Here is a 15,625-nt window from a genome sequence, read left to right as displayed (position 1 = left end):
TAGGCAATTTAATGTATGCTTCATGGTGGTGCAGTAAGTACTTAAACGAAATTAATCTTATATTCCTGTCCAAACTTTGACAGGATGTCGTTCACTGACTCTTTCAGCCTGTCGAAAGTCTCATACGAATCCAAAGGCAGCCAGCTGTACTTCACCTTTCGCCACAAGATCTCTATCAGGTTTAGCTCCGGTGAATATTTCGGCAAATAGATTGGCCATATGCCTTTGTCCATCCAGTCCCACCTGTGCCGACGAAACTCTGCAGATCGGTGCACGGAGGCGTTGTCCAGGAGCACCACAGCATTCTTTAGTGGATCTTTACTCTCCGCCAGTTTATTAAAAAGCGCCACCACTTGTGCGGAATCCACCCGCTCCTCGGTTGTATGGAATATCAGCTTCTGGCGGCGGCTCATAAACCCCAGAACGTTCAGTCTCTTATTGTGTGGATAGGATTTCATTTGCGTCGGCTTCCCCACAGGGCTCCAGCCATAAGGTAAGTTGGAACGCTGACTGAAGCCTGATTCATCAAAGTAGTAAAGCTCGATTTCGCCCGCATCCTCCCAGGATTGAAGATCTTTCACAAAGCCCTGAAACTGGCGGAAGGCGTCTTCATCCCGAAGCGCGCGCAGCGAAAAGCGGAATCGCTTGAAGCTATACTTTGATTTTTTTTAAGTTCCGTTTAACGGTCTCCAGACTAGCGCTTTTTCCAGTTTCTTTCTCCAGACGTATCTGGACGTCTCGTAGTTGTTGGGGCTGCTCGTCAATCCACTTACAAACCCTTTCTTGTTCCTGCTCCGTGTAAATGGGCGGCCTTCCCGGGGAGGCGTCGCTAATGAGGCCACATATTCCCATGCTTTCCCACTGCTCAATCCAGATCGAAATGGTGTTGCGGTGGAAGTCGATAATGTCGGCAACTTTATCGATTTTATACCCCTTATTGCTGAGCAATATGGCGTGACAGCGAATACGGAAGCGGGAGCTCGGGCTGTAACGGAATCCATCAGTTAGTGTTTTGATTTCGGCAGGCTTAAGATGATTGACGTACTTCACGGTGCAAAATATGATCAGTTCGGGTGGTCGTAAGTCGCCTATTTTATTAGGAAATTTTTATTTGGCTACTTTGATGGGGATGGCTATTACATGGCGTTATTCTTCAAAGACAATCAGGAAACAGAGATCGTTATTGTGACGGAGGACTACGGAGTCAGCTCTTTCGCGCCGAGCCTCCGCGAGCACCTCAGTAATTTGAAAGCCGGTTTGCGGAAAGGTGTTTTTAACTGCGAGTTTGATGACGATGAGGGCGGATTTGACATAGAGTTGCCAGAGTTCTGGAGTGAAAGAGTCGAGGCTGTCAGCTAACCTTCATGCCAGGCCTCACCCTCCAGATTAATGGAGATGAGGCCTGAAAACTAACCCCCGTCACCCATAACTCAACGCAGAAAACAATTCCCTTCCCATATCTTCCGATGGGCGGCGGCCGTGCATTACGCGTTTGTTGTTGAGGACGGCGATGTCGCCGTCGCGCCAGGGGATTTCCCGGGTGTGGAGGTCGTACAGGGATTTGAGTTCTCCCATTAGCCAGTGTGGGACGGGGGAGCCGTCGTCCATGGTGACGGTTTGGCCGGGGTAGGGGCCGGTGAGGCTGTTGGCCAGGGCTTGGCGTCCGCCAGGCAGTTGGTTATAGACGTAGGTGGTGTAGCTAAAGTCGAGCTGGTTGTCCGCTGTTAGCTCTATTCGCACCCCTTCAAGGCCGCTGAACAACGTTTCCAGGTGATCGCGGTTGATCTCCTCCACCGGAATATCTTCATTGATCATAAAAGCCACAAACACTTTCCAGAACATCTCCGGGAACACGCGATGATAGATAAAGCGGACATTCTCGATGAAAGTGCGGCTGGTGTCGCTGAGGGAGCGCCAGATTTCGAGACCGTCGCAGTAGGTCGTCTGGCCGCGGTCGCCGGCGGCGCGGCGACAATAAAACCAGATGTAATCCGGGGTGAAGGGACTGTTGCTGTGTTCGCTGTGCAGCTCAATGCCTGGGGTTCCCGACAGCACCCGCTGCACTCGGCGGTCATAGGATTGCCGGGTGGGATCGAGTATCAAACGGGAGCTGAATATCTCCACAAAGTCGCCAAAACGCTCCGGCGTCGTTTCATAGCCGCGAAACAAGGCGACGCCTTTCTGCTCCATGGCGAAATGAAAGTCATCCGCGCTGATATGGTCAAGGGCGTCGCCGGGGTGGGCCTGGACCAAGTGGCCTGTAAAGGCGAGCTGGCGCACCAGGGTTTTGCGCGGGGCGGTGGGAATGCGATAGGTAATGGGTGAGGTTGTGGTCATGCTGTCTGCTCCTTCCGTTCCGTCTTCATGGGAGTAAAGGATTCCGCCTGCTGCAGATGCGCCAGCAGACGGGTGGCCAAGGTTTCCACATTGGGAGGCTGCACCATGGTCTGGTGCCGTCCCGGAACGTACTCCACCTCCACGCCCCGTTGCGCCCACTTGGACCAGCCCAGACTGGGATCGTCAGGGCATACGGATTTCGCCAGTTGCTCCTCCCCGAGAGGGCGGAACAACGTCACCTTGCCGTTATAAGGCTGCGGCTGATAGGACTCCACCGCATGGTAGTTCAACTTACTGATATGCAGAATGCGTCGCGCCTGCTCCAGACTGAATCCCTGGGGCAGAGCCTGGGCTTCACGGGTGGCCTGAATGGCCGCCTGCAACTGATCTTCCGTGGACAGGCCGCGCAAGGTTTCCGGGTCGACCTCCGCGATGCCGCCAAGCAGAGAGCTGATGATTTCCGCATCGTCATGAGCGGCGAAGCCGCCGTCGAATACGTGCGGCGCGTAGGCGTCCAGCAGGCCCAGAAAAGCGATCTCCCGACCCCGTTCCTGCAACACGCGGGCGACCTCGAACACCGCCACGCCCCCGAATGACCATCCCGCCAGAAAGAACGGACCTGTGGGCTGGCGTTCGCACAGCGCATCGGCGTAGAACACGGCCATGTCAGGAATATTGTCGAAGGGTATCTGCTCCGCCTCTATGCCCCGGGCCTGTACGCCGATAAAGGGGCGATCCTCTCCCAGGCTGGCGGCCAGATGATAATAGCAAAGCACCGAGGCTCCGGTGGGATGCACGCAGAACAGGGGCGATCGTTCACCCCGGGCGGTCAGCGTCACCAGGGGAGACCAGTCTTCGGGATGGGCTTTGCGGGCGCTGCGCACCTGTTCCGCCAGCTTTTCCACGGATGGATGCTGGAACAGCGTGGTCAGGGGCAGGGCGACATGAAATTCCTGCTGAATCGCGCTCATCAATCGCACCGCTAACAGAGAGAAGCCGCCCAGGGCGAAAAAGTTATCCGTCACGCCCACTGGGCTGCGCTCCAGCAAACGTTCCCATATTCGCGCGACCCCCAGCTCCACGTCATCCCGGGGGGCGACGAACTCGTTTTGCGAGGCGGCGGCGTGCATGCCTTCCAACGCTGCGTAATCCGTTTTGCCCGAGGGCGTCTGCGGCAGCGCGTCGAGGGGAACCAGCAGGTCAGGCAGCATGTAAGGGGGCAGGCGCTCGCGCAGATAGGCCAGAATGGCTTCCGTCTGCACCTCGCCTTTGCTCGCCGCACGGGTCAGAACCACATAGGCCAGCAGGCGTCGGTCCGCCTCTTCGCCTTGTGCGACCACCGCCGCCTGCTGAATGTCCTCCTGGCTCAGCAACTGCGTTTCCAGTTCCCCCGCCTCAATACGAAAACCGCGCACTTTAAACTGGCGATCCGTTCTGCCGAGCAAATCCAGGGCTCCGTCTGGACGCCAGCGCGCGCGGTCGCCGCTGCGATAGTAACGTTGTGGCGCGGACAACCCGGGCAGCGCCAGCTCCACGAAACGGGCGGCGTTCAGCTCCGGTCGGTTGTGATAGCCCAGGGCCAGGCCGACGCCGGAGATCAGCAGCTCGCCAGGCGCGCCCACCGGGCAGGGACGGTCCAGAGCGTCGACCAAATGGCACTGCATATTTTGAATCGGTTGCCCCACATCCGGCGGCAGACCGCTGTACACTACTTCGCCGAGAGTGGCGCAGACCGTCGCTTCCGTGGGGCCGTAAGCGTTGATCATGAGGCGACCCTTGCTCCATTTCGGGACCAGATCCGCCGGGCAGGGCTCCCCCGCCACCACCAGGGTTTGCAGTCCGGGAGCGGAATCCTCCGGCAGCAGGGCCAGGGAAGAAGGCGTCAGCGTAATATGGGTGATCTCAAACTCCCGCAGCGCCTGTGCCAGGTCAGGTCCGGGCATGATGCGGTCGCGGGGCGCCAGCACCAGACGGGCGCCGGCGCACAGGGCGGTGAAAATTTCCGACACTGCGGCGTCGAAACTGAATGACGCCACCTGCAATACCCGGCTGTCGCTGCGTAATCTGAACGCCTTGATATGCGCTTCCAGCATGTTGATCAAGCCGCTGTGATGCAGCAAAGCGCCTTTGGGCGCGCCGGTGGAGCCGGAGGTATAAATCATATAGGCGGCTGCGTTCGCGGCGGGCGCATAGTCCAGAGGCCGCGACGACTGGTGGCGCCAGGAGGTGATGTCGTCCAGATAAATCACCGAACCGCCGCGCTCCTCCAAAATATCAATGAAAGGCGCGTCCACGTCCGGGCTTTCCACTAAAAACAGGCGACAGCCGGAATCCTCCGCCATATAGCGCAGGCGCTCCGCCGGGTAATCAGGGTCCAGCGGCAGGAACGCGCCGCCGGCTTTCAGCGCCGCCAGCAGCGCGATCACCATATCGCAGCCCGGGCGGCAGCAAACGCCTACCAAGCCGCCTTTTTCCAGGCCGGAGGCCTGCAGCTCCCGCGCCAGCTGGTTCGATTGTTCGTCCAGCATGCGATAGCACAACTGCACGCCCGGCGTCTGTAGAGCGATATGCCCGCCATAGCGGGACACCACTTCCCGGAACTGGCTCAGCACATTGGCGTTGGCGGGCGCCGGCTGTTCGGTCAGGTTGAAGCTGGCCAGCAGACTCCAGTCGCGGGTGGTAAGCATATCCAGTTGTTTGACCGGTAAATCCGGCTGCTCCAGCGCCATGGTCAGCACCTGCTGCAAGTGCTCGGCGAACAGCTCGATGCGATGCAGATGAAAGCGTGATTCGTTGTAGGCGATAGAGAAGCTGAAGGAGCCGGCCCGTTGCAACAGACTCAGGGTGACGTCGTTGTTGAGATGGGCGGGCAGTTCGCCGTGTAATGCGTCGTAATGGGCCGCCACGTCGAACAGCGGGCAATGGTGACGCCAGGGCAGACCAAAGTCCTCCGCCATCTCCCGCCACTGGTAATGCTGATGCTGGTAAGCGTCTAAAAGCTGCGAACGGGTTTGCAGCAGCAGCGTCTTGAACGACGCCTCGGGATCAATGCTGTTGATGATGGGCAGGGCGTTGATAAAGCCCGGTTCAGAACCGTTTTCCTCCCGCCGCGCCGGCGACCCGCTGACCAGGGTTTCGACGCCGCCAGCGTCGCCATCGCTGGAGATGGCCTGGTTGTAACGCTGCAGGCATAGCTGCACGCCGGCGGTGAGAATGGTGTAAATAAGAAAGTGTCCGCCCTTGCTGATCTTCATGATGAGATCGTAAAGATGGCTGTCCAGCGCGTGGCCGTAGATCTGATAGGACTTGGGACCTTTATGGGGAAGATCGTAATCGCGGGGCAGGTTGCTGGGGCCGATGGCCTTGGTCAGGGATTTGCGCCAGTAATCCCTTGCCGCGAGTGAGTTTGCGTCAAGCAGAAAACTGCTTTCTTGTTGCGCCATGGTCTTTCCTTATTTTCCTTGTTCCGTTCATGGGGGCGTTATTGTTATGGTCGCCGACCGCGCAACCGCCCTAGAAAGCAAAGCTTTCCAAAGCGTCCTGGCTGACTGTCTCGTTACTTCTATGATGGATATTCGCCATAAAAGCGTCATCCGTGGTTTTTTCCAACAACAGAGTGCGCATGCGCTGCAATATCGGCGCGGGAATCGTCTTCAGCGTAGGGTCCGCCATCTGCGCCTTGATGGCGGAATTGAATAAGGCCACATAGTCGATCACCTGCTGCCGGGAATAACCGCGACGCTGCAGATAGAAAGTAGACCATTGTTCGAATCCGTGCTGGGGCAACCAGGTCGAATTACGAATGTCGAAGAACAAACGCTCCACCCAGTCGCAGGCGGTCTCGCTGGTCATGGTGCGGTGCCGCCAGGAGAAGCCGTTGCCTTCCAGGTCGTACTCCTGGCGGTTCTTCCAGATGGGCGTCAGCGGGTCGCAATACCACAATTGGGCGCGGTAGAAGTCCGGTTTGCTTTGCTCGATCAGCGATTGCGTTTCCCGGATGGTGTCTTCGGTTTCGCCGGGAAAACCGACGATCAGGCTGGCGTGGGCGGAAATACCGGCTGCCTGCAACTGCGGTATAGCCTCGGCGAAATTGCGTCGGCGCGCGGTTTTGTTCATGTTCTTGAGCATGGTGTCGCTGCCGGATTCAATGCCCAGAAACACCCCTTCGCAGCCCGCCTCGCGCATCAACTGGATGGTTTCATAATCACCCTGGTCGCTGCGATAAAAGGAGTTCCAGTGAAAGCCGTACTGCTTGCGGATCATCAGGCGCAGGATTTCCTTGAAACGCTTTTTCGGCACGTTGAAGGTGTCGTCAAGAAAGGTGAGGGTGTCCACATTGCCAAGTGCGGCGATGCGATCCAGCTCCTGCTCCACCAGGTCCGGCGCCAGGGTCTTGTAAGCGCCCGCCCGTTGCGGAAAACCGCAGAATGCGCAGCTGTAGGGGCAGGATTTGGCGGTGCGCAGGGAGATAAACTGGGACAACTGCTCCGGCGGGAACAGGCCATAATCGATGGCGTTTTCCTCCAGGGGGTTGTACTCGGTCTCCACCAGCGTGCGGGAAAAAGGCCGCAACAGGCTTTTGGGATCGCGAATGGCCAGATTGGCGACGCCGTCCAGCGGCTCTCCCTTTTGCAGGGCGCTGATGACATGGGCCAGCGCCTGCTCGCCTTCGGAGCTGATCACGTAAGTGTCCGCCCCCAGATATTCAAAAAGACTGGACAGCTCATCGGCGTTGCGCACTTCCGCCTGTCCGGAGATGTAGGGGCCGCCGACGATGATATGAGCGTCACTGTGCTCGCGCACGAATTTGATCACCTCGATCATCGGCTGGGGCGACACATACAGCGTGGTGGTGACCGCCACCGTGCGCACCTGACCACTGAGCAGGATGCGGCGCATCTCCTCTTTTTCCCGCTGGAACAGGTTGATCCAGTCCACGGTGAAGCCGCGCCGGCGCAGAAAAGACGCCAGGTAGCTCACCGCCGGCCAGAGAAAATCGAGGTTGTTGAACTGCTGGTGAGACTGGCCGGCTTCGTCATAAATATGATTAATCAAATCCAGCGCCGTGTACGGCTGTCCCTGGTGCTCCACAAAGGCCAGCCGGAGGTCGCGCCAGGCGCCGCCGTGATTATCGACGGAACGCACCATCTCCACGTGTTCGGGAGTGGGCGGCATATTGGTTCCGACAATCAGGCAATCGATCATATCCGCTTTCCTTCCTTGTTAGCCCGCCGCATCACTACTGTTTGCAAGCGGCGGGTCTTTATTGTTATTGGCTCGCGCTGTACTGCCCTTGCTCAGCCGCTGAGACCTGTTCAGGTCGCTTAGAAATCATGCTCTGGTTCTAAAAATCAAACTCCTCCGCCGCATCCGCCCCGCCGGTGGCGGGTCTGCCGTCGGCGCCGGCCAGGGACAGCAGACTGTCTCCGGGACGTTGCGCGGCAGTTTCCAGCAGGTGTTGATAGTGCTCCTGCAAGGCGGCGATTTCTTCCGCCGTGAAACGCTCACGGTCATATTCGAAGATAATGCGCACCTGTTCCGGCAGGGCGCTGACGGACAGCACCAGGTCGTATTTGGCGGAGCCTCGCTGTCCTGGCAGATAGGTGACTTCCAGATCATCCAGGAAAACGGCTTTGGGCGGCGCGGCGACCGCCGGCGCATCCCCATTCTGGAAATCGAACACAACTTGGAAGATAGGCTGTCGGCCCGCCACCCTGGGAGATTGCAGCGAACGCACCAGGAGGTCGAAAGGCAGCTCCTGATGCGCCTGCGCCTGCAGGGCTTTGTCGCGCGCTTGGGCCAGCAGGTCGAGAAAGCTGGCGCTGGCGTCCAGGCGCAAACGGATCGGCAGCGAATTGACGAAGAAGCCGATCAGGTTCTCCAGCTCCTGCCGGTTGCGGTTGGCCACAGTCGTTCCCACCACAATGTCCGACTGTCCGCTGAGCCGTTGCAGCAGGGCGGCGAAGGCGGCGAGCATGGTCATGTAAAGAGAACTGCCCTGTCGGCGATTGAACGCCTGCAGCGCGGTCAGAGTCGGCGCGGGCAGATCCTGCACCGCCAGGGCGCACAGGCCCGCGGCCTCGCTGTGAGGACGACGGGGCAGGCGGATGGCCTCCGGCGCGTCCTGCAGCTCCTGACGCCAGTAGTCCAGATGCTGCTGCACCCGTTGCGGCGTCAGCAGGCGGCGCTGCCAGCAGGCGAAATCCGCATATTGCAATTGCATCGGCGGCAAACCGGCGGCGCCGGTGCGACGGCTGTGATAGAAGGCTTGCAACTCGCGCACGAACACGCCGTTGGACCAGCCGTCAAAGATGATGTGATGCATGGTCGCCAGCAGCACATGGCGCTGCTCCTCCAGCATCACCAGGCGAATGCGCAGCAGGCGGTCGCTCTCCAGGTCAAAGGCGTAGTTGGCTTCCTGGCGCGCCAGCTCGCCGACTTCCGCAACCCGTTCCGGTTCTGGAAGAGCGGACAGGTCGAAAAAACGCCAGTCCGGCTCGATATCGCTTTGGATATCCTGCACCGGCGCGTCTCCCTCCATATGAAACCGGGTGCGCAGCACTTCGTGGCGGGCGATGATGTCACGGAAGCTGTCGCGCAACGCCTGCGCATCCAAGGGACCTTTCAGCTCCAGGGCGATGGGCATGTTATAACCCGCCGCGGCGCCTTCCAGTTGATGCAGAAACCACAAGCGCTCCTGGGCGAAGGAAAGCGGCGGCGCGGCGGGCCGCTCCTGCGCGCATAGCCGTTCGCCGTCATCATCCGGGGCGGCGGGCGCGAGGGCGGTCAGTCTTTCCGCCAGCTCGGCGATAGAGGGGTTCTCGAAGACGTCTCTGACTGAGGCGTCCACCCCCAGTCGCGCGCGGATGCGGTTGAGCAGACGGGTGACTAACAGGCTGTGGCCGCCCAGCTCAAAGAAATTGGCGCGAATATGAATACGCGGCTGCGCCAGCAGTTCACTCCACATGTCATGCAGATTGCGCTCCAGGGCGCTGCGCGGTTCCGCCAGCAATTCCGGCCCTTCAATCAGGGCGTCCGGCGCGGGCAGGGCGCGACGGTTGATTTTGCCGCTGACGGTGACGGGCATTTTCTCCAGGGTCAGGATGCGGGCGGGCGCCATGTAGTCCGGCACCCGCTTGCGCAACCAGGCGCGCAGGTCGGCGGCATCGAACCCTTCCAGGCGTCGGGGCTCCACATAGGCCAGCAGGCGCATGCCGGCGCCGTCATCCCGGGCGATCACTGCGGCGGCCTTGACGTTGTCATGGCTGTTCAGCACCGCCTCCAGCTCACCGGGCTCCACCCGGAATCCGCGAATCTTCACTTGCTCATCAATGCGCCCCAGATACAGGAACTCGCCTTTAGCGGTGCGCCGCGCCAGATCTCCAGTGCGGTACAGTCGCTGACTGATCTCGCCATGGGAACTCATGACAGTGGTGGTGAGGAAGCGCTCGGCGGTGAGATCGTCTCGTCCGACGTAGCCCTGGGCCAGACAAACGCCGCCGATGTACAGCTCGCCGGGCGCGCCAGTGGGAGTGGGGCGACCCAGTTGGTTGAAGATATGCAGTTGTACGCCGGGCAGGGGCGCGCCGATGCCCGGCAGCACTGGCCAGCGCTCCGGCTGTTCTTCCAGCTGCAAGGCGCTCACCACGTGGGCTTCGGTGGGGCCGTAATGATTATGCAGACGGCAGTGCGGGCGCTCGCGGAAGAAGCGGCGCACCGGCGCGCTGATCTGCAACTGCTCGCCGGCGGTGATGATATCGCGCAGTAAATCGCTGGAGCTGCGATCCCGGACTGCGTCATCCTCGGCGATGGTCTCCGCCAACTGCTGTAAAGCGACGAAGGGCAGAAACAGACGCTCTACCCCTTGCTCCCGAATAAAGGCCATCAAGGCGCGCGGGTCCTGCCGCAAAGGGGCCGGGCACAGCACCAGGGAGCCGCCGCAGGCCAGCGTGGCGGCGAATTCCTGAAAACAGACGTCAAAACCGACGGCGGCGAACTGCAGGGTGCGCGCTGGCGCGCTCAGACGGGGATGTTGGCGATGCCAGGCCACCAGATTGCCCAGCGCGCGCTGGGGCATGGCGACGCCTTTGGGAGCGCCGGTGCTGCCGGAGGTGTACAAAATGTAGGCGATGCAGTCCTGATCCGGCAGCGGCGGCGGTTCCGCGCGGCGACGGGACAGTTGCGCCCACATTTGCGGCAGCGGTGCGATGGCGCAGGGCGCATCTCGCCAGCCGTGCTGTGCGTTCACCGCCACCAGCAGGCGTGGTCTGGCGCTTTCCACCATCTGCCGCACCCGGGGCAAAGGGAATTCAGGGTCGATCGGCGCATAGGCGACGCCCATCTTCAGCGCCGCATACTTGAGCACAAACAGCTCCGGGCTGCGGGGCAGCCAGAGCGCAATCACATCGCCGCCCGTTACGCCTTGCTCCCGCAGCCAGTCCGCCGCCTGATTGGCGAGGCGGGCGAATTCTCCGTAGCTGACGTGGGAATGGAGTCGGGACCATTCCGTCAGCGCGTCAGCCTGAGGACTCCAGCTCAGGGCTTCCAGGTCCGGAGTGCGTTCGCATTGATCCTGAATCAGGGAGGGCAAGGGCGTCGCCCCCTGGGCGGGCTGGGCGGGAATTTCCGCCGGCGCCGCCAGGGGCAGGCTCAGCACCGGTTCATCCGGGCGGTTGACGCAAAGCTCCAGCAGGCTCAGATACACCCCCAACATGCGCTCAATGCTGGCGCGGTCGAACAGGGTGCGGTTATAGACCGCCTCCCCGTGTATCTGTCCCTGGGACTCGGTCAGGGAGAACAGCAGGTCGAAAGCGGCGCGCTGCTGCCGGATCGGGAATGGCGTAATCTCCAGATCCGGCGTTTCCCGCGTCACTGTGGGGGCGTTCTGCAACACGAACATGACCTGGAACACGGGGTTGTGATTGAGGGTGCGATCCAGCTCCAGTGACTCCACCACTTTGTTGAATGGCGGGTCCTGATGCTCATAAGCGTCAAGAGAGACGGCTTTAACTTCAGTCAGCAACTCATTGAAAGTAAATTCTTTCTTGCTGCGAATTCGGAGCGCCAGCGTGTTCACGAAAAAGCCGATCAGCGGCTCCAGTTCGGGACGGGTGCGATTCGCTACCGGCGCGCCGATGACAATGTCCCGTTGCCGGCTGTACACCTTCATCAGGGCCGCGAAGGCGGCGCAGCTCACCATGAACAGGCTGGCTCCGGCGGCGTCGGCGAAACGCCGCAATGCTGCAGTGAGGCCGCTGTCGATATGGAAAGGCAGGGTGTCGCCGGTGAAGTCCGCCTGCGCCGGGCGCGGACGGTCATGGGGCAGTTCCAGCAGGGGCGGCGCATCCGCCAGTTGCGACCGCCAGTATTCCAGTTGTCGCTGCGCTTCCGGCCGCTCCAGACGCAATACCTGCTCAGCGGCGTAGTCGGCGTATTGCAGGGACAGCGGCGGCAGATTGAGCGTCGCTGTGTCGTTCAGGCCTGAAGTATCCGGGTCGATAGCCTGATAGAAGGCTTTCACCTCGTTGAACAGGACGCCGATGGACCAGCCGTCGGAAATGATATGGTGCATCGTCAGCAACATCACATGGCGTCGCGGCGCCAACCGCACCAGCAGCACCCGCACCAGGGGGCCGCCACTCAGGTCGAAAGGCGTCTGCGCCGCTTCCACGGCGAGTCGTTCCGCCTCAGCCTCTCGCCGGTCTGAGGGGTGAGACTCCACGCTGGCCTGCAGAAAATCGCAGGGAAGGTCCAGATGAATGCGCTGATAGGGCGCGCCATCCGCGCCAAGCGTTTCATCTTCGTGGAAGGTGGTGCGCAGAATTTCATGCCGCGCTGAGGCGCAGGCGAACGCCTCCCGCAGGCGGTCAGCGTCAAGTTCGCCGTTGATGCGTACGGTCATGTGCAGGTTGTAGGCGCTGCTGCCCCCGTCGATCTTGCTGAGGAACCACAGACGCATCTGCGCCGGCGCCAGGGTGGCGCTGCGGGCGCCGCCAGCAGGCGTACGACGGGCGGCTTTTTCGGCGGGCGTCGCAATGGTCGCGGCGTTGCGCTCGCGCACCAGCGCGGCCAATTCCGCTACATTGGGACATTCGAAGAGGTTGCGTACGGTCAGGCCGGCGCCGAAGCGCTGATTGAGGCGGGCGATGATCTGAGTCGCCAATAGGGAATGGCCGCCGAGATGGAAGAAATTGTCGCGCACGCCAATGACCTCCTGCTGCAACACTTCCGCCCACACATCGGCGACCGCCTGTTCAAACCCGGCGCCCGGCGCCACATATTCGACTTCCCGGGCGCTGCGTTGCGGAACCGGCAGCGCCTTGCGGTCGGTTTTGCCGTTGGCGGTCAGAGGGATGGCGTCCAAAGCGATCACCGCTTCCGGGATCATATAACCAGGGAGACGACGAGCCAGCCGTCGTTTCAGATCATCTGCGTCGATATTGCGCCCAGGCGCGCCGACCACATAGGCGGCCAGGTAAGGCCCGAGGTTGTCGTCCTTGATCACAGACACGATGCAGTCTTTAACTAATTTCTCATGATTATCTCGCAAGCTATTGATACATGATTCAATTTCTCCCAGCTCTATGCGGAATCCACGCACTTTCACCTGCTGGTCGATGCGTCCGAGATACTCCAGTTGGTCCTCGCTGTTCACCCGCACCAGATCGCCGGTGCGGTACAGCCGCTCGCTGAGATCGCTGGAAAACGGGTTTGAGATAAAGCGCTGGGCGGTCAATTCCGGCCTGCCCAGGTAGCCCCGCGCCAAGCCGTGGCCGCCGATCAATAATTCACCCGCCACGCCGCGAGGAACCAGTTGCAGATTCTCGTCGACGATATGAATCAAAGTATTGCTGACAGGGCGTCCGATGTTGGCCTTGCCGCCAGGGCGACGCAGGGCGCAGGTGGAGTAAGTGGTGTCTTCAGAGGGGCCATAGAGGTCGTAGACGCGACGAATATGCGGCAATGCGTACAGTTGCTCCACCAGTTCCTGCTTCAGCGGTTCGCCCGCCAGGTTCACCGTGCGCACCTGCGGCGGCACGGCGTTGGCGCGCAGCAGCGCCTGAATGGCGGAAGGCACGGTATTGATCAGACTGACCCTGGAATAGGCCTCCAGATCCCCCACGCGCTCCGCCAGCGCGGTCATATTGTCCGCCAGGCGCACGCGGCCGCCGCTGCACAGGGTAACGAAAATCTCGAACACGGAGAGGTCGAAGCAAATAGACGTCGTGGCCAGCACTTCCTCCAGCTCCTCCAGATGGTATTGGGTCTGCGCCCAGTGAATTAGCGCGCCGACGGAGCGGTGCTCAATCGCCACGCCTTTGGGCAGTCCGGTGGAGCCGGAGGTGTAGATCACATAGGCCAGATTGTCCGCGGCCACAGGACGCTCAGGATTGTTGTCTCCGCAGCCCGCGGTCAGGGTTTCCAGGTCGTCCAGCATCAGGGTGGCGACGCCTTCCGGCAATCGACCGCAGGCTGAGCGCTGGGTCAGGGTCAGTCGCGCGCCGCTGTCCTCCAGCATGTAGGCGATGCGTTCAGTGGGATAGGTCGGATCGAGAGGCGCATAGCTGGCGCCGGCTTTGAAGATGGCGAGCAGGGCGACCACCATGTCCAGAGAGCGGTCCAGACAAACGCCCAGCCGCTCCTCCAGCCTGATTCCCTGTGAGATCAGCCGATGCGCGAGACGATTGGCGCGGCGGTTCAGCTCGCCATAACTGAAAGAGCGCCCGTCCCGCATGACGGCGGTCAGCTCGGGATGCAGCTCGGCGCGACGTTCGAACAACTGGTGAATGCAGAGCGTATCGGGATAGGGTTGGGTTTCCAGAAACAGCCCGCGACTGAGTTCGCCGTATTGGTCCCTGTCCAGCATGGGCAGGCCCAGTACGGGACGCTGCGGCTGATTCAGCGCCGCATCCAGCAGCGTCAGGTATTGCCGCGCCATACGTTGTACGGAGTCCTTCCGCAACAACTGGGAGCGGAACCAGAAGTCCAGATGAAAACCATGGGCGTCCTCTTCCCCGTACACTTCCAGATCAAAGCGGATCTGGCCGGGTTGCGGCAGACGCAGCGGCGTCACCTGCACCCCTTCCAGTTCAAATGCGTCCATGGGCGCGTTCTGCAATACAAAAAGCAACTGGATCAGAGGCGGAAAGCTGAGGTCGCGATCCGGTTGCAGCGCCTCCACCATGCGTTCAAACGGCAGATCCTGGTGATTGTAGGCGTCCAGCGCGGTGTGTTTGACCCGGCGCACCAGCTCGCGGAAGTTGGGATCGTCGGACAGGTCGCAACGCAGAGGCAGGGTGTTAACGAAAAAGCCGATCAGCGCTTCCACATCCGCCTGATTGCGGTTGGCGATCAGGCTGCCCACCACCACATCCTGCTGGCCGCTGAGACGGCCGATCAATACGTTGAAAGCCGCCAGCAGCACCATATACAGGCTGGCGCCGGAGGCCCCGGCGAAATGTCGGGCCTGAAGCGCCAGACGCGGCGGCAGGTCGATACGGACGCAATCCGCGTCAGGGGAGGGTTGCTGAGTGCGGGGGAAGTCCAAAGGCAGATTCACCAGCGCCGGCGCGCCCTGCAGCTGTTGACGCCAGAAGTCCAGCTCCTGCTGCAGCAGTTCGCCTTGCAGGCGTTCCCGCTGCCACACGGCGAAATCCGCATATTGCAGCGCCGGCGGCGGCATTTCGCAGGCGCGGTGGCGCAGGGCCGCCCGGTACAGCGCCGCCAGCTCCCGCACAATGACGCCCACGGACCAGGCGTCCGCGATAATGTGATGAATACACAGGTTCAGCCAGCTCAGGCTGCCGGCGCGGCTGCTGTCCAGCTCCACCAGGGTGACGCGCAGCAGGGGGCCTTCCGAGAGATCGAAGGGACGACGGTTTTTTTCCACGAAGTACGCTTGCGCGCGGGTCTTACGGACCTCCAGATCGCTGTCGGCGAACCATACCCGCTCGATGGCGACGGGCAGAGAGGGCGACACCCGCTGCGCCGGCCGTCCGCCTTCGCTGACGAACAGAGTGCGTAGGATTTCATGACGGGAAACCAGCGTATCCAGCGCCCGCTGCAAGGCAGTAGGGTCGAGAGGGCCTTGTAGTTGCAAGGCGGCGCTGATGTTGTAGGCGACGTTGTCCCCTTCGAATTCATGCAGGAACCACAGGCGTTCCTGAGCGAAGGACAGCGGAAATTGATAAATCTGTACGGCGGTGGAGGCTTCGGTCATAGCGGCGTACTTGCTCGTTATTATGTTCTTTGGGTTGTCGTTATGGTTGTGGTCTGTTTTATCCGGTCT

At 60.8% G+C, this 15,625-nt stretch carries 7 protein-coding genes; 1 reads left to right on the top strand and 6 read right to left on the bottom strand.

The features are described from left to right. Window positions 1-41: 41 nt before the first annotated feature. Both AC2IBB_RS18920 and AC2IBB_RS18915 read right to left on the bottom strand, forming a co-directional pair. Entirely contained in the window at window positions 42-629 is a 588-nt protein-coding gene (locus AC2IBB_RS18920) for an IS630 family transposase (RefSeq protein WP_486333974.1), read from the bottom strand. 22 nt (window positions 630-651) lie between these two features. Continuing rightward, the gene (locus AC2IBB_RS18915) at window positions 652-1,050 is read right to left on the bottom strand and encodes a helix-turn-helix domain-containing protein (protein WP_486328117.1); all 399 of its coding nucleotides are present in this window, start codon (window positions 1,048-1,050) and stop codon (window positions 652-654) included. Window positions 1,051-1,140: 90 nt separating this feature from the next. Here AC2IBB_RS18915 and AC2IBB_RS18910 point away from each other — a divergent pair, with 90 nt between their 5' ends. Continuing rightward, window positions 1,141-1,359, top strand: a complete 219-nt coding sequence (locus AC2IBB_RS18910; protein WP_486328313.1) for a hypothetical protein — start codon at window positions 1,141-1,143, stop codon at window positions 1,357-1,359. 60 nt (window positions 1,360-1,419) lie between these two features. Here AC2IBB_RS18910 and AC2IBB_RS18905 read toward each other — a convergent pair whose 3' ends face one another. From AC2IBB_RS18905 to AC2IBB_RS18890, 4 genes are all read right to left on the bottom strand, one after another. Further along, window positions 1,420-2,337: a TauD/TfdA family dioxygenase gene (locus AC2IBB_RS18905; protein ID WP_486328312.1), complete on the bottom strand. Its 918-nt coding sequence runs from the start codon at window positions 2,335-2,337 to the stop codon at window positions 1,420-1,422. Further along, the gene (locus tag AC2IBB_RS18900) at window positions 2,334-5,780 is read right to left on the bottom strand and encodes a non-ribosomal peptide synthetase (RefSeq protein ID WP_486328311.1); all 3,447 of its coding nucleotides are present in this window, start codon (window positions 5,778-5,780) and stop codon (window positions 2,334-2,336) included. Before AC2IBB_RS18900 ends, AC2IBB_RS18905 begins: the two co-directional genes overlap by 4 nt. A gap of 70 nt (window positions 5,781-5,850) precedes the next feature. Continuing rightward, window positions 5,851-7,542 carry a PhpK family radical SAM P-methyltransferase gene (locus AC2IBB_RS18895; RefSeq protein WP_486328310.1) on the bottom strand — a complete coding sequence of 564 codons (1,692 nt, stop codon included), beginning with the start codon at window positions 7,540-7,542 and terminating at the stop codon, window positions 5,851-5,853. Between the two features lie 139 nt (window positions 7,543-7,681). Beyond that, window positions 7,682-15,556, bottom strand: a complete 7,875-nt coding sequence (locus AC2IBB_RS18890; protein WP_486328309.1) for an amino acid adenylation domain-containing protein — start codon at window positions 15,554-15,556, stop codon at window positions 7,682-7,684. Between the last annotated feature and the right edge of the window lie 69 nt (window positions 15,557-15,625).

This window comes from Hahella sp. NS-SX17 (genome assembly GCF_057367735.1).
This window is presented reverse-complemented; position numbering and strand designations above follow the sequence as displayed.

What these genes read in the sequence shown, in the direction of transcription:
- AC2IBB_RS18910 (WP_486328313.1), top strand. Translation starts at nt 1,141, where the DNA reads ATGGCGTTATTCTTCAAAGACAATCAGGAAACAGAGATCGTTATTGTG.
- AC2IBB_RS18905 (WP_486328312.1), bottom strand. Translation starts at nt 2,337, where the DNA reads ATGACCACAACCTCACCCATTACCTATCGCATTCCCACCGCCCCGCGC.
- AC2IBB_RS18900 (WP_486328311.1), bottom strand. Translation starts at nt 5,780, where the DNA reads ATGGCGCAACAAGAAAGCAGTTTTCTGCTTGACGCAAACTCACTCGCG.
- AC2IBB_RS18895 (WP_486328310.1), bottom strand. Translation starts at nt 7,542, where the DNA reads ATGATCGATTGCCTGATTGTCGGAACCAATATGCCGCCCACTCCCGAA.
- AC2IBB_RS18890 (WP_486328309.1), bottom strand. Translation starts at nt 15,556, where the DNA reads ATGACCGAAGCCTCCACCGCCGTACAGATTTATCAATTTCCGCTGTCC.